The organism is Muricauda sp. SCSIO 64092, from assembly GCF_023016285.1.
In the GTDB taxonomy this organism is placed as follows: domain Bacteria; phylum Bacteroidota; class Bacteroidia; order Flavobacteriales; family Flavobacteriaceae; genus Croceivirga.
In genome coordinates this window covers 505,640-528,964 of the sequence record NZ_CP095413.1, presented here as the reverse complement: position 1 = coordinate 528,964, position 23,325 = coordinate 505,640, and the positions used below count along the sequence as shown (strand labels likewise).

The window sequence follows — 23,325 nt, the reverse complement described above, 5'->3', positions numbered from 1 at the left end:
TTTTTCATTTCAGTATCCCTATTTTCGGTAAACAAAACCCGATAAGATGCTTCGTATTGGATATATCCTATTTTTACTTTTAATGGGCACTTCACTTTGTGCACAGGATTTTTCAGCTTACGAAAAGAAATTGTTTACCCAGGGAAGTGGTGTTTTGCCCTACCGCATTTTACTTCCCAAAAACTTTGATGCTTCAAAAAAATATCCCCTGATCTTATTTTTGCATGGCTCCGGAGAACGGGGGAATGACAATGAAAAACAGCTCACCCATGGCGGTGGGTTATTTCTTAGGGATTCCATAAGGGAGCAGTATCCGGCTATCGTAGTTTTCCCCCAATGTGCCAAAAAGAGTACATGGGTCAAAATTGACGTGAGTGGTGAATGGGGAAACAGAACGTTCAGTTTCTATGAGAAAGCCCCACCCACCCAAGACATGTTATTACTGGAAGGCTTGATAAAGGAGTTGAGGGAAACCTATGCCATCCATGGAAAACAACTGTATGTAGGGGGGCTCTCCATGGGAGGATTTGGAACCTTTGAGTTGGTCAACAGGAATCCGGGGCTGTTTTCCGCGGCTTTTCCAATTTGTGGAGGGGCCAACCCGAAGATTGCAAGAAGGCTCACGCGGACAGACTGGTGGGTTTTTCATGGTGGTGCGGACGATGTGGTGCCACCGGAATATTCCACCCAAATGGTGGAGGCCTTAAAGGCAAAACGGGCAAAGGTGAAATATTCCCTATATCTGGCGGTAAAACACAACAGTTGGGACTATGCCCTAAAAGAACCGGATTTGTTGCCCTGGCTATTTTCTAAACCAAGATTGAGATGATGCAATTGAACTTAACAAAACCCATATGTTTTTTTGATTTGGAAACCACAGGCACCAATGTGGCCAAGGACCGGATTGTTGAGGTCTCCATTTTAAAGGTTTTTCCCAATGGAAACAAGGAAAGCAAAACATGGTTGGTGAACCCGGAAATGGAAATACCCGACGAAGTTGTCGAGGTACATGGTATTTCCAACGAAAAAGTGGCCAATGAACCTACCTTTAAGCAACTGTCCAAGGAAATCTACGCCATGATAAGGGACAGTGATTTGGCCGGATTTAATTCGGACCGGTTTGATATTCCCTTATTGGCCGAAGAAATGCTAAGGGCCGAGGTGGATTTTGATATGAAACATATGGTATCCGTGGATATCCAGACCATATTCCATAAAATGGAAAAGCGTACCCTGGGTGCCGCCTATCAATTCTATTGCGGTAAAAACCTGGAGGATGCCCATAGTGCCGAGGCGGATACAAAAGCCACCTATGAAGTGCTTTTGGCCCAATTGGAGCGCTATCCGGAGTTGGAGAACAATGTAAAAAAGCTTTCAGAATTCACTACAAGAAAGCAATCCCTGGACTTTGCCGGTTTTATTGCCAAGGGCAAGGATGGGGAACCCATTTTTACTTTTGGTAAACATAAGGGCAAAAAGGTAAACGATGTGTTGGAAAATGAACCGGGTTATTTTGGCTGGATCATCAATGCCGATTTTCCGTTGTACACCAAAAAAGTGCTGACCCAAATTAAGTTGAGCAAGCTCAATAATAAATTAAGCTAGAAAACAATGAAATTGATTTGTATCGGCCGTAATTATGCGGCCCATATTGATGAACTCCAAAATGAACGTCCAACGGAACCCGTAGTGTTCATTAAACCGGATTCTGCTATTCTACCCAAAGAGCAGGACTTCTACATTCCGGATTTTTCGCAGGACATCCATTATGAGGTCGAGATTTTGGTGAAAATTAAAAAGGTGGGAAAACACATTGCCCAACAGTTTGCCCACAACTATTACGATGAAATTGGATTGGGAATCGATTTTACGGCAAGGGACTTGCAATCCCAACTTAAGGCTAAGGGACTGCCCTGGGAAAAAGCCAAGGGATTTGATGGAGCAGCAGTGATAGGTAAGTGGAATCCTAAGGAAAAGTACGAAAATTTGGATAATCTGAGGTTTTCATTGTTAAAAAATGGGGAAAAAGTACAAAGTGGTAGTACTAGCTTGATGTTGTGGAAGATAGATGAATTAATCGCCCATGTTTCTACCTATTTCATGCTCAAAAAAGGGGATATTCTGTTCACGGGTACTCCGTCAGGTGTTGGTAGAGTGTCTCGAAATGACTACCTTCAAGGGTGGATTGAAAATGAAGAGCTATTTTCAGTTAATGTCAGGTAATGATTTATACATTGGATAAGATCAATGAAATGGCCGAAGGCGATGAAGATTTCGTTATTTCAGTCATTTCAGTTTTTTTGGAAGAGGTGCCGGAAGATATGGCCGCTTTGGAAAGTGCCATAGCCTCGGAGAATTTTGAACAGATTGGCAAAATGGCCCATAAAATAAAGCCCAATGTGGACTTATTGGGCATGGAGCAGACCAGAGCCAACGCTTACGAATTGGAGAAGCTGGGAAAGAATTCCGGTAGTCTGGATGAAATCAAAGCAAAATTTCCACTTCTGAAGCGGGATGTGGAACAGGTCGTTGCAGAACTTCGAAAGGACTTTGACCTCTAAACCCGGTAATAGCCAAAAGCTTTTCGTTACTTTTGCCGCCTAACGGGGCTGCCCATTAATTCCATTGTTCATGCAAGCAGAAATCATTACCATTGGTGATGAAATCCTTATAGGTCAGATAGTGGATTCCAACTCCGCTTTTATTGCCAAGGAGCTCAATAAGATTGGGGTTTCCGTATACCAGATTACTTCAGTGCAGGATGACAGGGAGCATATTTTGGAAACGTTGACAGAAGTCAATTCCCGCTCTCAAATAATTATTATCACAGGTGGGTTGGGACCTACCAAGGATGATGTTACCAAGCATACGTTGTGCGAATATTTTGGGGATAGCTTGGTTAGGAATAAGGAGGTACTGAAATATGTTGAGTTTCTTTTCGAGAATTACATCAACACCCCAATTTCCGATTTAAATCGACAACAAGCCATGGTACCTTCAAAAGCGGAAGTATTGCATAACCAATTTGGTACGGCCCCAGGAATGTGGATGGAAAAAAATGGAACGGTATTCATTTCCTTGCCCGGTGTTCCCTTTGAAATGAAAGCACTGATGACCAATTCCGTCATCCCCAAAATTGTGGAGAAGTTCAAACGCCCCCATATTCTACATAAGACCATTATGACCTATGGTTTGGGTGAAAGTGCCATTGCCGAAAAGATTTCCAACTGGGAAAACAACCTGCCCAAAGAAATCAAATTTGCCTATTTGCCCAGTCTGGGGAGGGTTCGATTGCGTTTAAGCGCAAAGGGCACCAATAGGAAGTACCTTCAAAAATTGGTGAATACGGAAGCCAAAAAACTGTATCCTTTAATAGGTGCCATTATCTATGGTGAGGAAGAGGATGAAAGCATTGAGGCGGGTATTGGAAAATTACTCACCCAAAAAGGGATGACCCTGGCCACGGCAGAAAGTTTCACTGGAGGTAGGATTGCCCAACAAATAACGGCCATTCCCGGGGCCTCCAAATATTTTAAGGGAACAGTGGTCAGTTATGCCACGGAAACAAAAATCCAGGTGTTGGGTGTTGATCCGGACATTATTGAAAAGCATTCGGTAGTAAGTGAGGCAGTGGCCATTGCCATGGCAAAAAACATAAAAGAGATCATAGGAACGGACTTTGCCATTGCAACCACGGGCAACGCAGGTCCCAGTAAAGGGGATTCCGATGAGGAAGTGGGTACGGCTTTTATTGCCATCAGCACTCCCACCCACACTTTTGCCCAAAAGTTCGTCTTGGGGAATCATCGGGAACGCATTGTGCAAAAGGGTGTGAATAAGGCTTTTGAGCTATTGCAAAAAGAAATATTAAAATTTTGATCTTGGGTTTTGTGGGTCCAAGGTAAATCTCTAAATTTGCACGCTCAATAAAATCACGCAAAAGTTACGGAGATGTCCAAAGTTTGTGAAGTTACAGGAAAAAAAGTGATGTTTGGAAACAATGTTTCCTTCTCTATAAATAAGACCAAGCGTAGGTTTGATGTCAATATTTTTAAGAAAAAGTTCTACGTTCCCGAAGAGGACAAGTGGGTGACCATGAACGTTTCTTCCAAAGGCATCAAAATCATCAATAAAAAAGGAATCTCCGCAGTTCTTAAGGAATCACGTGCCAAGGGTTACGTAAAGTAAAAAGTTAGCAAGATGGCAAAGAAAGGGAATAGAATTCAGGTTATTTTAGAGTGTACTGAGCATAAGGAATCCGGTATGCCAGGTACTTCACGATACATTACGACCAAAAACAAAAAGAATACGCCAGATCGGTTGCAGATTAAAAAATTCAATCCAATCCTCAAGCGCATGACCATTCATAAAGAAATAAAGTAAGATAAGCCATGGCAAAGAAGACAGTAGCAACGCTGCAGAGCAGTTCAAAAAGATTGACCAAAGCCATTAAAATGGTAAAGTCACCCAAGACTGGGGCTTACACTTTTGTAGAATCGGTTATGCCACCAGAACTGGTAAACGATTGGTTGGCGAAGAAATAAGCCAAGCAAACTAAACATTGCTAAGGCCGTCCAAGTTTTGGACGGCTTTTTTTATGCGGCAACTTTCCCTTTTTAACCTCTGTCCACCCGAAAAGTAACCCTACGATTGGTAATCACCGTATTTACCTGTAGTGTCAATAGGGCCGTATTGCTATTGGTCAGTCCACATATAAAATCCGTAAAACTGGCCACCAAACGGTATTGTCCATTGTGTTGATCGGGAGTGGGATTTATGATGGTCAACGTATTGGTGGCTGTTCCCGAATATTGGGCGGAGTCCGATAAATTATCCCAGCTGGATCCATTGAACAATTGCCACTGGAGTACATTTCCGGTTGAGGTTGCCGAAATGGTGGTCGTACAGCCCGGACAGGTGGTGACATCGGCGGGCTGGGATGTAATGGTTGGTGCCGAACCGGTTTCTTGAAAATCGAATGTTGAATTCGTATTGTTGTCATCCGGTGTCGTATAGCCATCCGTTCCACTGGTGACCAAACCGCTTGCGTCTACGGTTACCGGCAGTGGTCCCAAAAGGCCATCACCATTGTTATCCGTAAAACCTGCCTCCACAACGTCATTGCAAACATCACCATCGGAATCAAGACTGTAAGGGTCATAGGTTCCATCGGAATCGGAATCCAAAACGGTAAAGGATGGTATCGCATACTCCGTATCATTGTCCTCAATGGCATTGAACAAGCCATTGGATCCGGAACCTCCCGTTGCCCCATCAATAATACCATCGTTGTTGGTATCTACTACGCCGGATTCATTCAGAACACCGGACTCCAGAATATCATAAATCCCATCATTATCGGAATCCAGGTCAAATTCGTTACTTATCCCATCCCCATCGGTATCACAAATGGCACTGGCAAATAAAACGCCCGAAAATCCTTCAGGTCCAGGTCCTGCCTGATTGGTAACAACGAATGTATTGTTGTTTCCAGGAGTCCAGGGAATAACATTAAATGCTGTTGCGGCCTGGGCAGTCATCGGTTCCAAAATAGTTGAACTGGTACTTCGTGTCCCAAAGAGCTGTGCCTGTCCAGATTCGTTGACAATAAGTCGTAACCTGGGCAATCCGTTTGAATTGGCGACCCAAGGAGAGGCAATGAAAGCACTATCCAGGAACAAAAAATACTCTTCCCCTGTACCCAATGCCCCATTTTCAAATTCCAATACCGAAGGGTGGACCGGAGTTCCATTGATAAAAAGCTGAAAGGAATTGTCCATGGACGAAAAATCCAACCTAAGATATCCTGTATCGGTATGGTTAACAGTGACCGACCGTTCTCCTACATCGGCCGAAGCCAAAAATGAGACATTGGCAGTTGAACAATACTCTTCCTCATCGGTAATGCCGTCATTGTCATCATCCAAGTCGGTAGCATCCCCAATGCCATCACCATCATAATCGTTTTCGATGGTTATGGTAAAATTGTCAATATAGACATATTCACTGCTTTCCCAATCTCCGGAACCCCATGTGCTGGTATTATAAAAACGAAAAGTGGTAGTGCTGGATATATACGTAGAAATATCCGTAGAAAAAGAACCGCTGTTAGATCCATAAAACGTACCAATAGTGGTAAAGTTGACGCCATCGCTTGACGCTTGTATACTAAGGTTTTCACTGGTGGAATCCGTCCCTCCATCAAGTCCCGAGGTTTGCCAATCAAAACTTAGGGTAGCAATGGTCCAACTGGATAAATTGGCTTGTCTATAAATACCATGATCGGATCGACTGATATCGTTAAACTGCAATCTATTTCCCGAAACCCGTATCCTTCCGGTTGAAGGCGAGTTGCCATCATTGATTTCAGTCCAATTTCCCGAAAAGTTTTGTGTACCATCATTGTTGGAATAGGAAACTGAACTAAAGGCATCCGAAAAGGTGTTTTGGGTGAAGCCATTGAACCCCAAAAGCAGTGTGAATATGAAAAGGATCCTGTACAAAACCATTTCCCAATTAGGCTTATGGATTATTTCCATGGACTAAAGTATTGGTTTGGGCAATGGCTTTCCAGAAATTGTTGTCAATTCACCAAAAGCAGGGGTAAAGTGTTGAATTATAGTGTCTTTTTCTCTTTGAAATCGATTTTTGACCATGAAACCGAGTTAAGCTTTCAACAAAAACTGCGTTCACTTTTTTATCTTTGCCGTCTTACTAAAGTCAACCATGAGTCTCTTTAAAAATATATTCTCCAAGGACAAAAAAGAAACCTTGGACAAAGGACTGGAAAAGAGCAAATCCAGTTTTTTTGGAAAGCTGTCCAAAGCCGTTGCCGGAAAATCCAAAGTGGATGATGAGGTGCTGGATAACCTGGAAGAGGTATTGGTCACCTCGGATGTTGGGGTAAATACCACCTTAAAGGTCATTGAGCGTATTGAAGAACGGGTTTCCCGTGATAAATACCTCGGCACCGATGAACTCAATCAGATTTTGAGGGAGGAAATCGCCGGATTATTGTCCGAAACCCATGTGGGGGAAGCGGAGGAGTTCTTGGTTCCCGAAGATAAAAAGCCCTATGTGGTTATGGTCGTTGGGGTCAATGGTGTGGGCAAGACCACGACCATTGGAAAACTGGCCCACCAGTTTAAAAAACAAGGGCTAAAGGTGGTCCTGGGTGCAGGGGATACCTTCCGGGCCGCTGCCATTGACCAGTTACAGGTTTGGGCAGAACGGGTGGACGTTCCCATTGTCAAACAAAAAATGGGCAGCGATCCCGCTTCCGTTGCTTTTGATACCTTGAATTCCGCTGTGGCAGATAATGCGGATGTGGTGTTGATCGATACCGCAGGGCGATTGCACAATAAAGTCAATTTGATGAACGAGCTCTCCAAAGTAAAACGGGTAATGCAAAAAGTAGTCCCGGACGCACCCCATGACGTTTTACTGGTTTTGGACGGTTCTACGGGACAAAATGCCTTTGAGCAAGCAAAACAGTTTACCAAAGCCACGGAGGTCACCAGTTTGGCGGTGACCAAGCTGGATGGTACTGCCAAAGGTGGCGTGGTCATTGGTATCTCCGATCAATTTCAAATTCCCGTAAAATACATTGGAGTAGGGGAAGGATTGGAAGACCTACAGGTCTTTAACAAATACGAGTTTGTGGATTCGTTTTTTAAATTATGAATGTAACATATGCAATTCTTCCCAGTAGGATAAAAGCTGTTGTTATAGATAGCATAATACTGATAGCTGCCATGTACGGAACTTCTGAAGTTTTTAGCCTTTTTGATGAGGTTTCAAATACGCTTAGAATCTTTTCTTTTGTGCTTATTTTTTTTGTTTATGACCCCTTTTTTACCAGTGCATTCGGTGGTACGATCGGACATTCCTACAGTAATATAAGGGTAAAGAGGGAAAAGGATTTAGACCGAAACATTTCATTTCCTATGGCAGTCATTCGTTACGTGCTAAAAGCATTCCTAGGCTGGATTTCACTCTTAACAGTTACCGGAAATAACAAAAGAAAGGCGATTCATGATTTTGTGGTGAATTCTGTGGTGATTGAAGTTGACAAGACCAATTAATTCTTAATTGTAGCTCTACAACCATTAATTTACCTTTTCCTTTAAAAGAGATATGCTTGTCCATCCAAGATTTAAGGTTTAACGAACATTATTCCTTACATTTAAAGGGCTAAAATCTAGAGCATTATGGGCCGTCTCCACTTATTTGAATTTGAGGACCAAAAGTGGTTTCCCAGTTTTTTACGCAATTATGGTACCGATTTTCTCCAATTTTTATCCAATAAGACCAAATTGTACAAACCTATTATTCCCATTTTGGAAAAAGGTTTGGCCGCCAATGGCAAAAACGTTATGGTGGATTTGGCTTCTGGTGGAGGAGGTGGCCTTTTGTGGTTAAATTCCGAATTGCTCCAAAAGTATCCCGATTTGAAGATTGTATTAACGGATTACTATCCCAATCGTTCTGCTTTTGAGTATACAAAACAACAAGCTCCGAATTTTGAATTCATTGCCACTTCCATCGATGCGAGAAAGGTTCCGGAAAGTTTGGAGGGCCTACGGACCCAATTCCTGTCCCTACACCATTTTAAACCCCATGATGCGCGATTGATACTTCAAAACGCGGTGGATTCCAAATCGCCCATTGCCATTTTTGAGGCACAGGAAAGAAGTATCCCCAGTATTTTGGCCATGTTATTCTCCCCAATAAGCGTACTCCTGACCACACCCTTGATCCGCCCTTTTAGGTGGGGGCGCCTGTTGTTTACCTATCTCATTCCCATTGTCCCCCTTTTTGTGTTATGGGACGGGGTAGTTTCGTCCCTTAGGACCTATTCCCTTAAGGAAATGGATGCATTGGTCAATAGCCTGGAAAATAAGGACACCTTTACTTGGGAAATAAATCGTGTAAAATCGGGTCCAGGGGTAATCCTATATCTTTTGGGAACTAAAAAAAACTAGAATGGGATCCAGGGTTTTAGCGGTGTTCCTTCTTTTTCCGATGGTTTTGGTGAACGCACAGATTACCCATCCCAAACCCAGCCCGTTTTCCATAGTGGAACAGGATATTGGCCTTTCAAAGGTCCGTATTGCGTATTCAAGGCCGGCAGTTCGCAATAGGCATGTGTTCGGTCCCCAACAAGATGGACAACAAGGTTTGGTGCCCTATGGCCGAATTTGGCGGGTAGGGGCAAACGAGAGTACAAAGATTTCGGTGACTACGGACATGATCGTTATGGGAAATTTGTTGCCCCAAGGGACGTACGCCTTATATGCCTTTCCGGAAGCGGATATGTGGAAAATTGCATTCCATACCCATACGGAACATTGGGGCGACGGTCGTAAAAACTATAATCCCCAAGAGGACCTGTTTCGGGTAAGCGTAAAACCGCAGTCGATTCCCTATCATCAAGAGAATTTTTTAATAACATTTGATTCCATTACCCATAACTCAGTTCAATTGCAATTGATTTGGGCCCGTACAAAGGTTTCCATTCCCATGACTGTGGATACGGATGCCCAAATGGAGGGCGAAATTGCAAAACAGATCGCTGAAAATCCTACGGCCCAGACCTATTACGAAGCTGCGCGATACCTTCAGGAACAGGGCAGGGATTTTGGGCGTGCGTTGACCTATTTGAACAAAGCGCTTGAAATCGGTGGCGACACCTACTATTTCCATCGGGTCAAAAGTTTGGTGGAAGCAGGATTGGGCGACTTTAAAGGGGCAATTTCATCGGCCGAAAAATCCCTGAAAATCGCTTTGGAACTGGAGAAGGACGAATTCGTTCGCATGAACGAAAAGAACATTAAAAAGTGGAAGGCACTTGTGGAAAATAACTAGGTGTCATTTCGAATCCAAGGTGAGAATTCTTATATTTAAGTTTTACTGTTGTAAACGCCTTAAAAATGATCCATCACTATTTTCAAAGACTATTTATTATCCTATGTATCCTAAGTATTCCTTTGTCATGTAAACCGGGTATGAAACCAAACGAAACAACTTCTGAAAGTACATCTAAAAAGGATAAATCCCTTTGGGTTCCCTATAACGATTCCGCACAAGTAGCAGCCAATGCGGACCATGAAAAGGAGCGGATGCGCTACAAGTTCATCCAAAGCAAGGTGTTGGACAAAAAAAAATTGTTTTTACCACTTTATGATGAGGTTTCCCGATTTCCGGAAGCGAAATATAAAGCGATGAAACCGTTGGTCTTGGAGCAGGACATTCCCACGATTCAATTACGGATTTCTGAAGGAAGTTTCACCTATGAGGATTTGGTGCTGTTCTATTTACACCGCATTTACAAATACGAATTGCCCAATGAAACTACCTTGAACACGGTGATTGCCTTAAATCCCAAAGTATTGGAAGAAGCCCGTGCGTTGGATGCCAATGGCCAAGGGCACCATCCCATTTACGGCATGCCCATTCTATTAAAGGATAATATTGGTGCCGCCCATATGAAAACCACCGCCGGAGCCATTGCCCTTAAGGACAACCAAACCAATGACGCCTTTATTGTAGAGCGGCTAAAAGAAAAGGGCGCATTGATATTGGGCAAGGTAAACCTGAGCGAATGGGCCAATTTTGTTTGCAGTTGTCCCAATGGGCAAAGCGCCGTGGGCGGTCAAACGCTAAACCCGTATGGTCGTCGTGTTTTTGATACTGGAGGGTCCAGTGCGGGCAGCGGTACCTCCATTGCCGCTAATTATGCAGTAGCTGCTGTAGGTACGGAAACTTCAGGTTCCATTTTGTCCCCTTCCGGTCAGAATTCGGTAGTGGGCATGAAACCTACTGTTGGATTGTTGAGCAGAACGGGAATAGTGCCTATTTCAAGTACCTTGGATACCCCCGGTCCCATGACCAAAAATGTGATTGATAATGGTATCCTATTGGATGCCATGCGGGGTTTTGATGACAATGATGACAAATCCGTGCAAGCGGATTGGGATGAAAAATGGTATAACAATGAGAAGGCAACCCTAAAAGGAAAGCGGTTTGGTGCACTGGCAAATTATGTGGAACAGGATTCCATTTATAAAGAAACCCTGGAAAAACTGAAGCAGGCAGGTGCCGTTATTATTGAATTTGAACCACCGGAGGTCGAATTTGAGGGCTTTCTTTCCATTTTGAACGTTGATATGAAAAACGACCTCCCCAAATACATAGCAACTTCGGTCTTGGATAAAGAGGCGGTAACTGTTTCCACGGTCAAGGACGTTGTGGATTTTAACTTACAGGATTCCCTGGTTCGAATTCCTTACGGACAGGCACGCTTTGATGGAATTTTGGCCGATACGACTTCAGCCGAAGGTTTACAACTGATCAAACAACGTTTGCGAACCAATGGAAGGGCGTATTTTAACCAACCCATGGCAGAACATCGTTTGGATGCCGTATTATCGATCAACAATTATGATGCCGGGATGGCAGCTGCGGCCGAGTATCCTGCCCTGACCATTCCCATGGGATATCGTGAAGATGGAGAGCCCGTCAATCTTACCTTTATTGCCAAGCAATACCAAGAAGGGAAGTTATATGATATGGGCGCCGCTTTTGAAGCCATAACCAAAGCAAGACAACTTCCAGAAGGGTACCGGGATTAATTTATAAATGCATTTAGCTTTTCCCAAAGGGCATTATCAAAACTTGAGGGACCCAAAAGGTTTTCTCCAGCGTCCTCTCCCATTCGTACAATGACCAATCCCAAACTGGGAACGATGTATAATTTTTGGTCATTTTTTCCCAGACCAGCATAGGTGTCCGTTGGCGCATTGGGTATAAGTTCCCCATCGAACTCAATGGGTAAGCCAGGTGCAAGATAGGTGCTTTTGCCATTCAGCCACCACAAATATCCGTAGGCCTTATTAAAGTCTTGTGAAGTATTCTTCATTTCATCGAGATAGGTTTCATCTGCCAGAATCACCTCCCCATCCCAAATTCCTTTACTGAGGTTCAATAATCCAAAGCGCGCCATGCTTCGGGCGGTACTGAAGTAAACATTGTTCAAATCATTGGTAGAGAACCAAAACCCATCCATTCCAATCCTATCGCGAAGTTTTTGATTGAAATAGTCGGTCCATTCCCCGCCACTGGCATTGGCCACTACATCCTGCAATAAGGTATACGGACCATTATGATACCTCCATCGCGTTCCTGCATCGGCCACATATTCCAGACAATTTGGGGTAACACAATCGAACTGTAAGCTGTTCATTCCCGTGGTCATGGTCATCTGATGCCAAATAGTAATGAGGTCTTCCTTTTCCGATGCAAGGCTGGTCCACCCTTGGCCCAAATAGTTGGAAGTTTTATCGGAAATGGCCAATATCCCTTCTTCTTGTGCCAAGCCCACAGTAAATGCGGTTAAGGTTTTGCCCGCAGAAGCCCAGTACCAACTGGTGTTCGGGGTATGGTCATCAAAGTACCACTCCACAGCCAGTTTCCCATCTTTTAGGATAATGAAGGCTTTGGTGTCCTTTTCATCCAAAAAGTCCCGTAGGGCTAGTTCCGCATCTGGGTTCCATCCCAATTCAACAGTGGATAGCGTTTCCCATTCCCCAGAAGTCGAGGATGGAAAATACAGGTCGGTGCTTGCAGATCCATTGGGTACGGCATCGTTCCCATTAGCATTTTCAATGGGTTCCGTGGAGCAATTTTCAAAAAGAAGCAACACCGGGAACAAGAGCAGTAAAGGACGTTTCATAACAGCAATTTTATTTGGGACTACGCTGACTACTAAAGGCTTAACGTCTTAAAAAAAGAATTATGCAATAAAATCGACCAATTGCCGATGCTATTGTATTTTTGCGGCCCATAGTAAAGGTATGCGCACAAAATCCCTTAAAAAGAACAAAATCAATGTAGTGACCTTGGGTTGCAGTAAAAATGTCTACGACTCAGAGGTGTTGATGGGGCAACTTCGTGCCAACAATAAAGAAGTGGCCCACGAGGAAGAGGGCAATGTGGTGGTCATCAATACCTGCGGTTTTATTGCCAATGCCAAGGAGGAAAGCGTGAATACCATATTGGAATATGTGCAGAAAAAGGAAGAGGGAAGTGTGGATAAGGTCTTTGTGACCGGTTGTTTGAGTGAACGTTATAAACCCGATCTGGAGAAAGAAATCCCCAATGTGGACGCATACTTTGGCACCAGTGATTTACCCAATCTCTTAAAGGCCCTAGGTGCGGATTATAAGCATGAACTACTAGGGGAACGTTTGACGACCACTCCAAAGAACTATGCCTACCTAAAAATTGCCGAAGGCTGTGATAGGCCCTGCTCATTTTGTGCCATCCCATTAATGCGGGGTAAGCATAAGAGCAAACCTATGGAGGAATTGGTTGTTGAAGCTGAAAAGTTAGCGGCCAAAGGCGTCAAAGAACTGATTTTAATCGCCCAAGACCTTACATACTATGGTTTGGATCTCTATAAAAAGCGAAATCTTGCGGAACTTTTAAAACAATTGGCCAAAGTAGATGGCATTGAGTGGATTCGATTGCACTATGCCTTTCCAACAGGTTTCCCTATGGACGTTTTGGAGGTGATGAAGCAAGAAGCCAAGATCTGTAACTATATTGATATTCCGTTGCAACATATCGCGGACCCCATCCTAAAAAGTATGCGAAGGGGTACGACCAAGGCAAAGACTACAAAATTGCTTCAGGATTTTAGAGAGGCGGTCCCGGAAATGGCCATTAGAACTACCTTGATCGTGGGTTACCCCGGGGAAACTGAGGAAGATTTTCAAACTTTGAAGGAATGGGTCAAGAATATGCGTTTTGAACGGTTGGGATGTTTTACCTACAGCCATGAGGAGAATACCCATGCCTATTCCCTGAAAGATGATGTTCCCGAGGAAATCAAACAACAACGGGCCAACGAAATTATGGAGGTACAATCCCAGATTTCATGGGAATTGAACCAGGAAAAGATAGGAAAAACATTTCGTTGTATCATCGATCGTAAGGAAGGCAATTACTTTGTGGGTCGTACGGAATTCGATTCACCCGATGTGGACAACGAAGTCCTTGTGGATGCCTCCAGGCATTACGTAAAGATTGGTGATTTTACCGAAATCATGATCACCGAAGCCTCCGACTTTGATTTATACGGGGAGCCCGTAGAATAGGCCCCACCACTTATAATCCGTGCCCATCATAGGGCACCCAGTAGTTCCGCAATACATTTTTTTGATAAGGTTCAAGATTAGTTAGTATATTCATTGAAAAACCAGGTTGGTTATGAAGTCACCTGTTACCGTGATTATCGGAAATGGGGAAGCATCATTTGGACCTGATATTTGTCATTTTGTGTACGTTTGGAAAGAAATAGCTTTATGGGACGTATGCCTTTTTGTTGGTGATTGGAATGCTAAAAAAATCAGTAGTATTGGTAACCAAATACTTTTTGTATGGAAAAAAAGTCTAAAATTGAAATAAGTGTCATCATTTTGCGTGTGCTGATCGGATGGCATTTTTTGTATGAGGGTATAGTGAAATTGTACAATCCGGATTGGACGGCCTTTGGCTATTTGGCATCGGCACAGGGACCTTTTAAATCGGTATTTTCCGCTTTGGCCAATGAATCCGTTATCGGATGGGTAGACACCCTGAACATGGCAGCATTGATGGTAGTTGGCATTACGCTGCTTTTGGGCATTTTTGAAAAAATGGGAGCGATAGTGGGTATTGGCCTTTTGGCCATGTATTACCTGTCACATCCTCCTTTTCCCGGATTGACACAATTGAACGTTGAGGGGAACTATTGGTTGGTAAACAAAAATCTCATTGAGATGGCCGCTTTGTTGCTACTTTACCACTTCCCCACGGGATACAGATTCGGGATTAAAAATTTAAGGAAACATAAAACGGTTGCGCAATGAAATGGACTAGGAGGGATTTATTAAAAGGACTGGGCGGACTACCTATTTTGGGAGCTGTATGGTGGGCAGGTGCCTCAAACACTGTAGGAAAAAGACGGGAACGCTCCGTAATACTGGAACAGTTGAATATTCAACCTTCATTGCCCCCGGCGGTCCCCGGAATATCGGGTGAACCCATAAGGGTCGGTATTATCGGTTTTGGGATTCGAGGGGAACAATTGTGTCGGTCATTGGGTTTTGCCACCAAAGAATGGATCGAGGATATGAAAGTTGAGGTACAGGAAAACCCAAACAATAAAGGTTTGGAGGATTTTATGAATCAGGAAAAACTCAACGTCCAACTGGCAGGAGTATGTGATATTTTTGATTACCGGGCTGAGCGGGCACTGAACTCCTTTTCTACGGAAGAAAACAAAATAAAGCGCTACGGGACCTACCAGGAAATGATCCAAAGTGGGGAGATTGATGCGGTGGTCATTGCTACCCCAGATCATTGGCACGCGCCCATTGCCATTGAAGCCTTGAACAACGGGGTGCACGTGTATGTGGAAAAGCCAATGACACATACCATTGAAGAGACTTACCGCTTGCGTGAGGCCGCGAATAACTCCAATGCGGTTTTTGCCGTGGGGCATCAACATAGGCAAACCCTTAGCTTTAGAACGGCCAGGGATATTGTGGAAAAAGGTACTTTGGGTCATGTTTCACTAATTCAAACCAATACCAACAGAAATGATGACAATGGGGCATGGAACTACGAACTACATGAAAAGGCCAATCCCAATACCATAGATTGGCAGCAGTTTTTGGGTTCCGCTCCCCAAATTCCCTTTAACAAGAACCATTTCTTTAGATGGCGCAAATGGTGGGCGTACGGTTCCGGACTTTCCGGGGATTTATTGACCCACGATTATGACCGATTAAACTGTGTGCTCAATATGGGAATCCCAGAATCGGTAATGGCTTCCGGAGGGGTATATACCCACAATGATGGCAGGAATGTCCCAGATGTGATGCAGGTAAATATGGAATTTCCCAATTTCACCATGGGCAGCAGCCAGGTAAAAGGTAAGGAAAGGGGCATGACATTCTGCTATAGTGCAACCTTGGGCAACGGTTTTAACAGGCCAACCATCCTTATGGGACACGATGGTACCATGGAATTGGGAAATCGATTGACCATTTGGCCGGATGGTGGCTCAACACGCTATGCCGAAATGTTGGAAAATGGCAAAATGAGCCCTGGTATCCCCATTTACCAGTATAACCCAGGAGCCAATGCCCCGGATGCGGTTTCCTCGGCAACATCACAGTATTTTGCGGACAAGGGATTAATGTGGACCTATATTGATGGAAAACGGGTAGATTCCACCTTCCTGCACATGCGGGAGTGGTTGAGTGCCATACGAAATGGGGGTAAGGTGAGCTGTGGAATCAAAGAAGGTTTTGAGGAAGCCATCGCCGCCCATATGGCCGGTCTGTCCTGGAAGTTGGGCAAACGAATTGAATGGGACAGGGAGACCGAAACCATAAAACCTATAGAAGGTGTGGATTTGGATGAGGTACTACTTTCCAATGAAATGATTCGTACGGATTACATTACCGTTTCCTAGGAACCTTAAAGTGTTACATAGGAAATCAATTGTTCCACGGTAGGATGGTCATTGCCACCTGCGGGTTCAATGGTGATGTTCAGTGATTCGGCCCTGTCAATATATTTTAAGGTGACCAGATCCTTATCCGTTGGCAGCAATCCCATATTGATCATTTCCCCATCCACATCGCTCCACATTTGATAGGTTTGATGGCTGGGAAGTTCGGGCAATCCTTTAGGATTTACCACGACAAGCCTATTATCATGGTTGACATAGGCAACGGCCCTGGAGTTGGGGATTTTGTCATTGCCCTTTAGGACGAAGGGAATGGTGCCCGGGTTATTGATCAGTTGCAAGCGGTTATTGGTGAGTTCGTAGTTTTCTTCCAACAGGTCCAATCGCTCTTCCAATTCTACGGATTGATTTTGAAGGGAATTCAATTCTTTTTTTGTCGCTTGCCATTTGGTGTACATCCAAAATGTGGTCAGCATAAACAGAATGGTCAAACTTGCCGCTGCCCAAAGCCAATGGGTGGGAAGCTGCTTTACCTTCGTCCCTTCCATTTGAACTTTTAGATTATCCTTTACCCGGGAAGGGGGATTTATGGCATTTTCAAAGGCCATACGCTCGAAATCTGCTTCAAGTTGTTGGAACTTTTGTTTTAAATCGGCATGTTCACTGATGGCAAGTTCAACCGCTTTGGTTTCATCAGTATCCAATTCATCCAACAAATACTTTTCAAGCAATCCCTCCTTTACTATGTAGTCCTTATCCATCATCCTATCACTTCCGTTACCCACCAAAATAATACTATCCCAATTTTATAACTTTCCCTTAGCAACTGTAAGGCCTGTCGAATATAACTCTTAAACGTTCCCAGGGGTACTCCCATTTCCTCGTTGGCCTCCCTATGCGTATATCCCCTGAAATATATCAAGGATATGGCCTCTTGGTGATGTGGCTCCAGTCGACTTATTGCTCCATTGAGCTTTTGGAAATCCACTTCACTTTCCGTCGCGTTCTTATCTTTAAGTACACCTAAATCCTCATTTTGGATGAGCCTATCAGACTTCCGTACGGCATTTAAGGCCGTATTTTTGGCTATCCGGTACGCCCAAGTGTAAAATCGTCCCTTATCCGGATTATAAGAACCCATTTTTTCCCAAATCTTCACAAAAGTTTCCTGAAGTACATCCTCCGCCAGCACCTGGTTTTGACAAATCCTTAAAATTACTCCGAATAAAGCCCCTGAGTACTTGTCATACAATAGGTATAGGGCATCCTTATCCTTGTTGATGATTCGCTGTATGACTTCGGTGTCTTCCAAGGGCGATGGTTACATTGATGTTAAAGATATGATAAAAAGGGGTTCTTCTTCATCCAAGCCTAAAAACCCGGTGTATTTACGAACAGAAGCGCGCATTTAGTCTTTTAAATCATTAAAACAATTAAACAAAACAAAATGAAAAAATTAGTTTTTATTCTTACGACCTTTGCATTGATGGCCACTGTACTAACAACACGAGCACAGAAAGGTCAGGATATTGTGGACATCGCCATATCCGTTGATGATTTTTCAACTTTGGTAACGGCCTTAAAAGCGGCCGATTTGGTGGATGCCCTAAAGGGTGATGGTCCATTTACCGTTTTTGCCCCTGTAAATTCAGGCTTTGCCAAAATTGATTCCAATACCTTGAACGCTTTGTTGGAGCCAGCAAACAAGGGCAAGTTATCCGCAATCCTGACCTATCATGTGGTTTCCGGGAAATTGGCCGCCTCAGATGTGGCCGCAGCCCTTAAAAGTGGAAATGGGAAAGCCGAATTGACAACGCTGCAGGGTGGAAAACTTACTGCGGTCAGTAAAGATGGTGGCATCTTTTTAATGGATGCCAATGGGAATTACAGTAAAATTGCCAAAACGGATGTTATGGCATCCAACGGGGTGATCCATATCATCGAAGACGTGGTTATGCCAAAATAAATAAGTTGGGTGATTTTTCAATGTTGAAGGAGGAAACACCGCCATTTCATATGGCGGTGTTTTTACATGTTTACAAAAATGTGTCCAGCTTCGGGAATATCCGTTAAATCAAACTGCTTTTCATTCAATACGACCCCATGTTCCAGATAGGCCTTAAGATTGGTGAGCCAAAATGTCCAACCACAGCTGCAACCATTATAAAGGTTCATTTTGGTTTTGTCATCGGTTGCCATTTCATATTGTTTCAAGGTTACTAAAACGGCATTATTGACCTCTTCTAGTTCAACGGAAACTTTGCAGCCATCATTGGCGAATGTAAAATTGATAAAATCCTTGCCATTGGCTTCCAGAATGGTACCTTCTTCCTTTCCATTCCAATTGTGCCATTTCCAAACGTAACGATCACCTTTCTGTATGGTTTCTTCATCATTTCGTTCATTTCCATTGCCATCGGTATAGCTCGCATCACTCAAAAACCAACTTGTGATACCCCTTACGGTGGTCCAGCATTCATATATTTTTTCAATGGATGCGTTAATGTGGATTTTCTTTGTAAACTGGTCAAAACTGAATTCCATTACCTTTTTCTTTTTAATTCAAAATCATGGATTTCCCTCCCCAATTGGGCCAGGAAAGGAATTCCAATGTCGTCGTATTCGTAATTGTCATCATTGAAAATCCCGTCCTTATTTACCAAAATTGTTGCGGTCATCATAAAAGCAACATCGTTTTGGGTATCTTGGATATAAGCACAGTCCGTCAATGTACCATAAGCGTAGCCTACTTTATTGAATATTTTAATATGCTCCGGCATGGGCCCTTCGGAATCACCGAACATAAAGAACTTCACATAGCCGTCATAGTATTCCTCCCTATCATAACCTGCCTGATAGGGTAGGGCGGACATGGATTGTAACAAAAACCGGTGTTGGTCTGGAGATATCTTGAAACGCTCTCCAACAGGAAATTGATCGGGAAATATAATTCGTTTTAAGACCCCATGTTGGGTCCGTACGGGATAATGGTTTTTAAGTCCAAAATCAAACGGCTCCCCATAAAGGGAACCTTCGGCATAAAACCCCTCTCCTTTTTCAATTTTTCTGAGTTGTAGGTGTTGTGGAGGCAAACTTACAATTGGAGTTGATACTACTGTACTACTGTCATTTTCATAAATGACCATAGGTTTTGTGGTCACGTCGTCGGCATTCGCAGTAGAAAGTCGATGTGAAACTCGAATGGGCCCGACTTTCGTATTCTTGATTCTTGTGTTAAGGTCATCAAAACCCAGGAATTCCACCAATCGGTTATTGGCGGCATTATCACTGACCGCAAAAATTTCCTTGATGGCCTCCCGAAATGAGGTTTCTACCGAATCCCCTTCGATGTAGAATCGTGAATCCAGGTGTAAGGTATCCAATTCGTTCAATTTTTCCAATGCCGCCACTGCAACTGGAAATTTAACGGTACTGGCCGGATAGAAGTAGTTTCCGTCGTCTACCTGGAAATCGTAATCGGTGAAGATGAGGCTGTCCCCAGCCCGGTCTATTTGGGTATATCTGATTTGGACCTCATAGGGTCCAATACTATCCAAAACCCTACGAATACGTTCATCTTGCGATGCCAATGCCGCGTCCAACGCATTATCATAGGTCATCTTTTTGGAACATGAAAAAACCAATAGGGAACCTAAGAGAAACAGGCCTTTGTTCATGGGTACATATGCTAAAGACTTTTGTCCAAATACAGTTCTCCGCGATGCGGTTTTAAATCGTCCCGCACTTGGGGCATCTCAAATTCGGCAACTACCAAAAATACGATGCTGTGCGTCCCGTTTATCTTCTGATGGCCAACACTATTGTATTTTAATTCCTCATTAAAAACATATTCCTTAAGGTGCTTGGCATAGTGTTCGGCCGTCTTTTCGGAAGCGGGACCTTTAAAATCCCATAGTAATTTTATCTTTCTGTCAAGAAGGGATGGTTTCATTAGGTGTTACTTATTTAGGACCGAAATCCCTTTTTCGGCAAAGTTTTTAAAATCTTCCGCATATTTTTTGGACTGTTTTTTGAAGGCACCGGGCATAAGAAAAGCCATAAGTTTCATGCCAAAGCCCTCAAATTGGAACTCACTTTCTGAAATCCATCGGGTCTTTCCATTTTCTTCTTTAAAGAAGTTCTTTTGGATGTTATGTACCCCCTTTGTATCATAGGTGGCGTGAAATTCCTCAGGCATGTTTCGTTTGATGATGGTTTCCACCATTTCCATATTACGCTTGCCCATTTTAAATTTCATGTTCATTTGGGCGCCCTCTTGGCCTGTTTCCCCGGAAATTACATCATAGGCAAGTAATCCACGCATCCAGTGCTTCATATTATCCGGGTTGTCCAACTTTGTGATGAATTCGTCCCTTGGCAGGTCAACCAGGACTTCGGTAGTGTATTTCATTGTAGTTAGCTTTAGTTAGGTTTTGCTAAGATATTGATTTACAGTATAGCTCAAAAATCCATAGTTAACCGTCATAGACTTGTGATCCTTTAAGTTATTGTTATTTTTGTGCAATGCTTTTGAGGAGGAATAAAATTCTGTGGTCAATCGTCATTTTTTGTGGTCTTCTTTCGTTATCGTGTGGCGACTACTTTAATGGAAATGAAGATCAGGTGGCCTTGGCCCGTGTAGGGGACAGTTATTTGTACAAGGACGATTTAAGGTCTTTGATTACCCGGGACATGTCCCCACAGGATAGTGCGGCCCTTGTGGTGAACTATATCAACAATTGGGCTTCCAAGCAATTGTTGTTGTCCAAATCCAAAATAAACCTCCCTGAGGAAAAACTTGCCGAGTTTGACCAATTGGTTGCGGACTATAGGGCGGACCTGTATACCAAAGCCTATTTGGAGGCATTGGTGCGACAATCCCAGGACACTACGATTACTGCCCAACAGTTACAGGAGTTTTACGAAACACAAAAAGAGAACTTTAAACTGGATGAGAAGTTGGTCCAGCTCCGTTTTGCGGTTTTGCCAAGACAATTTTTGAACCAGCAACAAGTGGTGGATAAAATGAAGAATTACAGTGAAGAGGATAAAGCATTCCTGGATTCCATAGCGGTCCAGTTCAAAAAGTTGCATTTAAACGATTCTGTTTGGGTCAGTGCCCCCAGAGTGATGGCGGAGATACCTGCAATCGACTATACCAATGAAGAGCGGTACTTAAAGAAATCACAATTTTTTGAATTACAGGATTCCTTGGGGGTATATTTGGGTAAGGTTACCAATGTATTGGAGGTTAATGATGTAGCTCCACTGAGTTATATTGAACCCAATATAAGGCAAATCATATTGAATAGGAGACGACTGGAAAGAATACGGAAACTGGAAAGTGATATTTTGGATGAAGCCATTAAAAAAAGTGAATTTGAAATCTATGGAAATAATGAGTAGGAAATTAATGTGGGGCTTCTTATTGGCAGGGAGTATGATTTTTGCACAAGAAGGGGAAGGATTGAATGAAGCCAGTATATCCACGGATACTACGGTCTCCCGGAATATGGCAAAACTGGACGGTATTGCGGCAGTGGTCGGGGATTATGTGATTCTGGATTCCGATATTGAGAAAACCTTGATCGACTTAAAGAGCCAGGGGGCTTCTACGGAAGATGTGACCAATTGCCAGTTATTGGGCAAATTAATGGAGGATCGGTTATATGCCCATCAAGCGGTCCAGGACAGTCTCTTGGTATCCGATGACCAGGTGAACGCTACCTCCGATCGACAGATTCAACAGTTGACCTCTCAAATAGGCAGTGTTGATAAAATGCTGAAATACTACAAAAAAACCGACTTGGAAAGCTTTAAAGCGGAGCTTTTTGAGATCAATAAACTGAGGATGCTATCCGAAAGAATGCAAGCCAAAGTGGTTGAGGATATTGAGGTCACCCCAGAAGAAGTAAGACAGTTCTTTTATAGGATTCCAGAAGATGAAAGACCGGTTTTTGGTGCGGAATTGGAGATATCCCAAATCGTGAAACAACCCAAACCATCGGAAGAAGAAAAGCTTAAGGTCATCAATAGGCTTAAGGAAATTAAACAGGATGTCCTGGAAAACGATGCCAGTTTTAATGTAAAGGCCATTTTATATTCACAGGATCCGGGTTCGAAGCCCAAAGGTGGTCTCTACACAGGTATTACCAGGGAAACCCAATTTGTCAAGGAATTTAAGGATGTGGCCTTTAGTTTACAGGAAGGGGAGATATCCGAACCTTTTGAAACGGATTTTGGTTACCATATCATAAAAATGGAAAAAATCCGTGGTCAGGAAAGGGATTTACGACATATCTTGATGATACCGGAAATATCAAGAAAGGCTATGGAACAGGCCGCTAAGGAGCTGGATACCATTCGCCAACATATTTTGGATGGAAAATATAGCTTTGACGAGGGCGCACGTAACTTTTCGGACGAAAAGGAAACGAAATTTGATGGGGGGCTATTGCGAAATCCCATTAATTTTGACTCTAAATTTGAATTGACCAAAATGGATCCCTCGCTGTACAATCAGGTCAGGAATTTAAAGGACGGTGAGATTTCAAGGCCCATAAAAGAGGATGACCCTCGGGGAGGACCACCCAAATTCAAAATTATGCAGATTACCAATCGGTATGATGAGCATGAGGCCGATTTTGCTAGGGATTACATCAAAATTCAGGAATTGGCCATGCGGGACAAACAATTTAAGGCGGTGAAGGAATGGATGGCCGAAAGGATTGATGATACCTATATTCTGGTCGACGATGACAACAAAAGCTGTAATTTTTCCAATAACTGGCTAAAGCAATAAT

Annotated in this window: 27 protein-coding genes; 19 read left to right on the top strand and 8 right to left on the bottom strand. The window is 43.3% G+C overall.

Going from position 1 to position 23,325, the window contains the following annotated elements:
* The first annotated feature begins 46 nt into the window (after nt 1–46).
* From L0P88_RS02090 to L0P88_RS02055, 8 genes are all read left to right on the top strand, one after another.
* Nucleotides 47–829: an alpha/beta hydrolase-fold protein gene (locus L0P88_RS02090; protein WP_247132987.1), complete on the top strand. Its 783-nt coding sequence runs from the start codon at nt 47–49 to the stop codon at nt 827–829.
* Nucleotides 829–1,605 (top strand): 3'-5' exonuclease, encoded by a 777-nt coding sequence (locus L0P88_RS02085; protein ID WP_247134825.1) that lies wholly within the window; start codon nt 829–831, stop codon nt 1,603–1,605. The genes L0P88_RS02090 and L0P88_RS02085 overlap by 1 nt, the downstream gene beginning before the upstream one ends.
* A gap of 6 nt (nt 1,606–1,611) precedes the next feature.
* Entirely contained in the window at nt 1,612–2,223 is a 612-nt protein-coding gene (locus L0P88_RS02080) for a fumarylacetoacetate hydrolase family protein (RefSeq protein ID WP_247132986.1), read from the top strand.
* Nucleotides 2,223–2,561 carry an Hpt domain-containing protein gene (locus tag L0P88_RS02075; protein WP_247132985.1) on the top strand — a complete coding sequence of 113 codons (339 nt, stop codon included), beginning with the start codon at nt 2,223–2,225 and terminating at the stop codon, nt 2,559–2,561. The genes L0P88_RS02080 and L0P88_RS02075 overlap by 1 nt, the downstream gene beginning before the upstream one ends.
* Nucleotides 2,562–2,631: 70 nt before the next feature.
* Nucleotides 2,632–3,879 (top strand): competence/damage-inducible protein A, encoded by a 1,248-nt coding sequence (locus L0P88_RS02070; protein WP_247132984.1) that lies wholly within the window; start codon nt 2,632–2,634, stop codon nt 3,877–3,879.
* A 72-nt stretch (nt 3,880–3,951) separates the two neighbouring features.
* Nucleotides 3,952–4,188 carry a 50S ribosomal protein L28 gene (gene rpmB / locus L0P88_RS02065; protein ID WP_158779353.1) on the top strand — a complete coding sequence of 79 codons (237 nt, stop codon included), beginning with the start codon at nt 3,952–3,954 and terminating at the stop codon, nt 4,186–4,188.
* A 12-nt stretch (nt 4,189–4,200) separates the two neighbouring features.
* Nucleotides 4,201–4,383 (top strand): 50S ribosomal protein L33, encoded by a 183-nt coding sequence (gene rpmG / locus L0P88_RS02060; RefSeq protein ID WP_158779352.1) that lies wholly within the window; start codon nt 4,201–4,203, stop codon nt 4,381–4,383.
* Between the two features lie 8 nt (nt 4,384–4,391).
* Nucleotides 4,392–4,544: a DUF4295 domain-containing protein gene (locus L0P88_RS02055; RefSeq protein ID WP_158779351.1), complete on the top strand. Its 153-nt coding sequence runs from the start codon at nt 4,392–4,394 to the stop codon at nt 4,542–4,544.
* Nucleotides 4,545–4,616: 72 nt separating this feature from the next.
* Here the strand turns inward: L0P88_RS02055 and L0P88_RS02050 are convergent, their stop codons facing one another.
* Nucleotides 4,617–6,539, bottom strand: a complete 1,923-nt coding sequence (locus tag L0P88_RS02050; protein WP_247132983.1) for an immunoglobulin domain-containing protein — start codon at nt 6,537–6,539, stop codon at nt 4,617–4,619.
* A 187-nt stretch (nt 6,540–6,726) separates the two neighbouring features.
* Here L0P88_RS02050 and ftsY point away from each other — a divergent pair, with 187 nt between their 5' ends.
* The 5 genes from ftsY (at nt 6,727) to L0P88_RS02025 (ending at nt 11,633) form a co-directional block, all read left to right on the top strand.
* Nucleotides 6,727–7,683: a signal recognition particle-docking protein FtsY gene (gene ftsY, locus L0P88_RS02045; protein ID WP_247132982.1), complete on the top strand. Its 957-nt coding sequence runs from the start codon at nt 6,727–6,729 to the stop codon at nt 7,681–7,683.
* Nucleotides 7,680–8,084: an RDD family protein gene (locus L0P88_RS02040; RefSeq protein WP_247132981.1), complete on the top strand. Its 405-nt coding sequence runs from the start codon at nt 7,680–7,682 to the stop codon at nt 8,082–8,084. Before ftsY ends, L0P88_RS02040 begins: the two co-directional genes overlap by 4 nt.
* 126 nt (nt 8,085–8,210) lie before the next feature.
* Complete coding sequence (locus tag L0P88_RS02035; RefSeq protein WP_247132980.1) at nt 8,211–8,984, top strand: hypothetical protein; 774 nt, start codon at nt 8,211–8,213, stop codon at nt 8,982–8,984.
* Between the two features lies 1 nt (nt 8,985).
* Nucleotides 8,986–9,867, top strand: a complete 882-nt coding sequence (locus L0P88_RS02030; protein WP_247132979.1) for a DUF2911 domain-containing protein — start codon at nt 8,986–8,988, stop codon at nt 9,865–9,867.
* Nucleotides 9,868–10,007: 140 nt separating this feature from the next.
* The gene (locus L0P88_RS02025) at nt 10,008–11,633 is read left to right on the top strand and encodes an amidase family protein (RefSeq protein ID WP_247132978.1); all 1,626 of its coding nucleotides are present in this window, start codon (nt 10,008–10,010) and stop codon (nt 11,631–11,633) included.
* Here the strand turns inward: L0P88_RS02025 and L0P88_RS02020 are convergent.
* Nucleotides 11,630–12,733, bottom strand: coding sequence for a serine hydrolase domain-containing protein (locus L0P88_RS02020; RefSeq protein WP_247132977.1), 1,104 nt, complete (start codon nt 12,731–12,733; stop codon nt 11,630–11,632). The genes L0P88_RS02025 and L0P88_RS02020 overlap by 4 nt on opposite strands.
* 121 nt (nt 12,734–12,854) lie before the next feature.
* Here L0P88_RS02020 and rimO point away from each other — a divergent pair, with 121 nt between their 5' ends.
* From rimO to L0P88_RS02005, 3 genes are all read left to right on the top strand, one after another.
* Nucleotides 12,855–14,159, top strand: a complete 1,305-nt coding sequence (gene rimO / locus L0P88_RS02015; RefSeq protein WP_247132976.1) for a 30S ribosomal protein S12 methylthiotransferase RimO — start codon at nt 12,855–12,857, stop codon at nt 14,157–14,159.
* A 282-nt stretch (nt 14,160–14,441) separates the two neighbouring features.
* The gene (locus L0P88_RS02010) at nt 14,442–14,912 is read left to right on the top strand and encodes a DoxX family membrane protein (RefSeq protein ID WP_158779341.1); all 471 of its coding nucleotides are present in this window, start codon (nt 14,442–14,444) and stop codon (nt 14,910–14,912) included.
* Nucleotides 14,909–16,525 carry a Gfo/Idh/MocA family protein gene (locus L0P88_RS02005; protein WP_247132975.1) on the top strand — a complete coding sequence of 539 codons (1,617 nt, stop codon included), beginning with the start codon at nt 14,909–14,911 and terminating at the stop codon, nt 16,523–16,525. Before L0P88_RS02010 ends, L0P88_RS02005 begins: the two co-directional genes overlap by 4 nt.
* 5 nt (nt 16,526–16,530) lie before the next feature.
* On the opposite strand, the gene L0P88_RS02000 is transcribed toward L0P88_RS02005, so the two are convergent.
* The gene (locus L0P88_RS02000) at nt 16,531–17,286 is read right to left on the bottom strand and encodes an anti-sigma factor domain-containing protein (RefSeq protein ID WP_247132974.1); all 756 of its coding nucleotides are present in this window, start codon (nt 17,284–17,286) and stop codon (nt 16,531–16,533) included.
* Entirely contained in the window at nt 17,283–17,834 is a 552-nt protein-coding gene (locus tag L0P88_RS01995) for an RNA polymerase sigma factor (protein WP_247132973.1), read from the bottom strand. The genes L0P88_RS02000 and L0P88_RS01995 overlap by 4 nt, the downstream gene beginning before the upstream one ends.
* Nucleotides 17,835–17,969: 135 nt before the next feature.
* On the opposite strand from L0P88_RS01995, the gene L0P88_RS01990 reads away from it, so the two are divergent.
* Nucleotides 17,970–18,488, top strand: a complete 519-nt coding sequence (locus tag L0P88_RS01990; RefSeq protein WP_247132972.1) for a fasciclin domain-containing protein — start codon at nt 17,970–17,972, stop codon at nt 18,486–18,488.
* 62 nt (nt 18,489–18,550) lie between these two features.
* On the opposite strand, the gene L0P88_RS01985 is transcribed toward L0P88_RS01990, so the two are convergent.
* Genes L0P88_RS01985 through L0P88_RS01970 form a run of 4 tightly spaced genes read right to left on the bottom strand, consistent with a single transcriptional unit; the run spans nt 18,551 to nt 20,933 of the window.
* Entirely contained in the window at nt 18,551–19,066 is a 516-nt protein-coding gene (locus L0P88_RS01985) for an SRPBCC domain-containing protein (RefSeq protein WP_247132971.1), read from the bottom strand.
* Nucleotides 19,066–20,199 carry a serine hydrolase gene (locus tag L0P88_RS01980; RefSeq protein WP_247132970.1) on the bottom strand — a complete coding sequence of 378 codons (1,134 nt, stop codon included), beginning with the start codon at nt 20,197–20,199 and terminating at the stop codon, nt 19,066–19,068. The genes L0P88_RS01985 and L0P88_RS01980 overlap by 1 nt, the downstream gene beginning before the upstream one ends.
* Nucleotides 20,200–20,210: 11 nt before the next feature.
* Nucleotides 20,211–20,474, bottom strand: coding sequence for a hypothetical protein (locus L0P88_RS01975; RefSeq protein ID WP_247132969.1), 264 nt, complete (start codon nt 20,472–20,474; stop codon nt 20,211–20,213).
* 6 nt (nt 20,475–20,480) lie between these two features.
* On the bottom strand, nt 20,481–20,933 hold the full coding sequence (locus L0P88_RS01970; protein WP_247132968.1) for an SRPBCC family protein: 453 nt from the start codon (nt 20,931–20,933) through the stop codon (nt 20,481–20,483).
* Between the two features lie 113 nt (nt 20,934–21,046).
* Here L0P88_RS01970 and L0P88_RS01965 point away from each other — a divergent pair, with 113 nt between their 5' ends.
* Nucleotides 21,047–21,928 carry a peptidyl-prolyl cis-trans isomerase gene (locus L0P88_RS01965; protein ID WP_247132967.1) on the top strand — a complete coding sequence of 294 codons (882 nt, stop codon included), beginning with the start codon at nt 21,047–21,049 and terminating at the stop codon, nt 21,926–21,928.
* On the top strand, nt 21,921–23,324 hold the full coding sequence (locus L0P88_RS01960) for a peptidylprolyl isomerase (protein ID WP_247132966.1): 1,404 nt from the start codon (nt 21,921–21,923) through the stop codon (nt 23,322–23,324). The genes L0P88_RS01965 and L0P88_RS01960 overlap by 8 nt, the downstream gene beginning before the upstream one ends.
* The last annotated feature ends 1 nt before the right edge of the window (nt 23,325 follow it).

What these genes read in the sequence shown, in the direction of transcription:
- ftsY (WP_247132982.1), top strand. Translation starts at nt 6,727, where the DNA reads ATGAGTCTCTTTAAAAATATATTCTCCAAGGACAAAAAAGAAACCTTG.
- L0P88_RS02020 (WP_247132977.1), bottom strand. Translation starts at nt 12,733, where the DNA reads ATGAAACGTCCTTTACTGCTCTTGTTCCCGGTGTTGCTTCTTTTTGAA.
- rpmB (WP_158779353.1), top strand. Translation starts at nt 3,952, where the DNA reads ATGTCCAAAGTTTGTGAAGTTACAGGAAAAAAAGTGATGTTTGGAAAC.
- L0P88_RS02085 (WP_247134825.1), top strand. Translation starts at nt 829, where the DNA reads ATGCAATTGAACTTAACAAAACCCATATGTTTTTTTGATTTGGAAACC.
- L0P88_RS01970 (WP_247132968.1), bottom strand. Translation starts at nt 20,933, where the DNA reads ATGAAATACACTACCGAAGTCCTGGTTGACCTGCCAAGGGACGAATTC.
- L0P88_RS01980 (WP_247132970.1), bottom strand. Translation starts at nt 20,199, where the DNA reads ATGAACAAAGGCCTGTTTCTCTTAGGTTCCCTATTGGTTTTTTCATGT.
- L0P88_RS02000 (WP_247132974.1), bottom strand. Translation starts at nt 17,286, where the DNA reads ATGATGGATAAGGACTACATAGTAAAGGAGGGATTGCTTGAAAAGTAT.
- L0P88_RS01975 (WP_247132969.1), bottom strand. Translation starts at nt 20,474, where the DNA reads ATGAAACCATCCCTTCTTGACAGAAAGATAAAATTACTATGGGATTTT.
- rimO (WP_247132976.1), top strand. Translation starts at nt 12,855, where the DNA reads ATGCGCACAAAATCCCTTAAAAAGAACAAAATCAATGTAGTGACCTTG.
- L0P88_RS02035 (WP_247132980.1), top strand. Translation starts at nt 8,211, where the DNA reads ATGGGCCGTCTCCACTTATTTGAATTTGAGGACCAAAAGTGGTTTCCC.
- L0P88_RS02080 (WP_247132986.1), top strand. Translation starts at nt 1,612, where the DNA reads ATGAAATTGATTTGTATCGGCCGTAATTATGCGGCCCATATTGATGAA.
- L0P88_RS02090 (WP_247132987.1), top strand. Translation starts at nt 47, where the DNA reads ATGCTTCGTATTGGATATATCCTATTTTTACTTTTAATGGGCACTTCA.
- L0P88_RS01990 (WP_247132972.1), top strand. Translation starts at nt 17,970, where the DNA reads ATGAAAAAATTAGTTTTTATTCTTACGACCTTTGCATTGATGGCCACT.
- L0P88_RS01985 (WP_247132971.1), bottom strand. Translation starts at nt 19,066, where the DNA reads ATGGAATTCAGTTTTGACCAGTTTACAAAGAAAATCCACATTAACGCA.
- L0P88_RS02030 (WP_247132979.1), top strand. Translation starts at nt 8,986, where the DNA reads ATGGGATCCAGGGTTTTAGCGGTGTTCCTTCTTTTTCCGATGGTTTTG.
- L0P88_RS02010 (WP_158779341.1), top strand. Translation starts at nt 14,442, where the DNA reads ATGGAAAAAAAGTCTAAAATTGAAATAAGTGTCATCATTTTGCGTGTG.
- rpmG (WP_158779352.1), top strand. Translation starts at nt 4,201, where the DNA reads ATGGCAAAGAAAGGGAATAGAATTCAGGTTATTTTAGAGTGTACTGAG.
- L0P88_RS02055 (WP_158779351.1), top strand. Translation starts at nt 4,392, where the DNA reads ATGGCAAAGAAGACAGTAGCAACGCTGCAGAGCAGTTCAAAAAGATTG.
- L0P88_RS01960 (WP_247132966.1), top strand. Translation starts at nt 21,921, where the DNA reads ATGAGTAGGAAATTAATGTGGGGCTTCTTATTGGCAGGGAGTATGATT.
- L0P88_RS02025 (WP_247132978.1), top strand. Translation starts at nt 10,008, where the DNA reads ATGAAACCAAACGAAACAACTTCTGAAAGTACATCTAAAAAGGATAAA.
- L0P88_RS01965 (WP_247132967.1), top strand. Translation starts at nt 21,047, where the DNA reads ATGCTTTTGAGGAGGAATAAAATTCTGTGGTCAATCGTCATTTTTTGT.
- L0P88_RS02070 (WP_247132984.1), top strand. Translation starts at nt 2,632, where the DNA reads ATGCAAGCAGAAATCATTACCATTGGTGATGAAATCCTTATAGGTCAG.
- L0P88_RS02075 (WP_247132985.1), top strand. Translation starts at nt 2,223, where the DNA reads ATGATTTATACATTGGATAAGATCAATGAAATGGCCGAAGGCGATGAA.
- L0P88_RS02040 (WP_247132981.1), top strand. Translation starts at nt 7,680, where the DNA reads ATGAATGTAACATATGCAATTCTTCCCAGTAGGATAAAAGCTGTTGTT.
- L0P88_RS02050 (WP_247132983.1), bottom strand. Translation starts at nt 6,539, where the DNA reads ATGGAAATAATCCATAAGCCTAATTGGGAAATGGTTTTGTACAGGATC.
- L0P88_RS02005 (WP_247132975.1), top strand. Translation starts at nt 14,909, where the DNA reads ATGAAATGGACTAGGAGGGATTTATTAAAAGGACTGGGCGGACTACCT.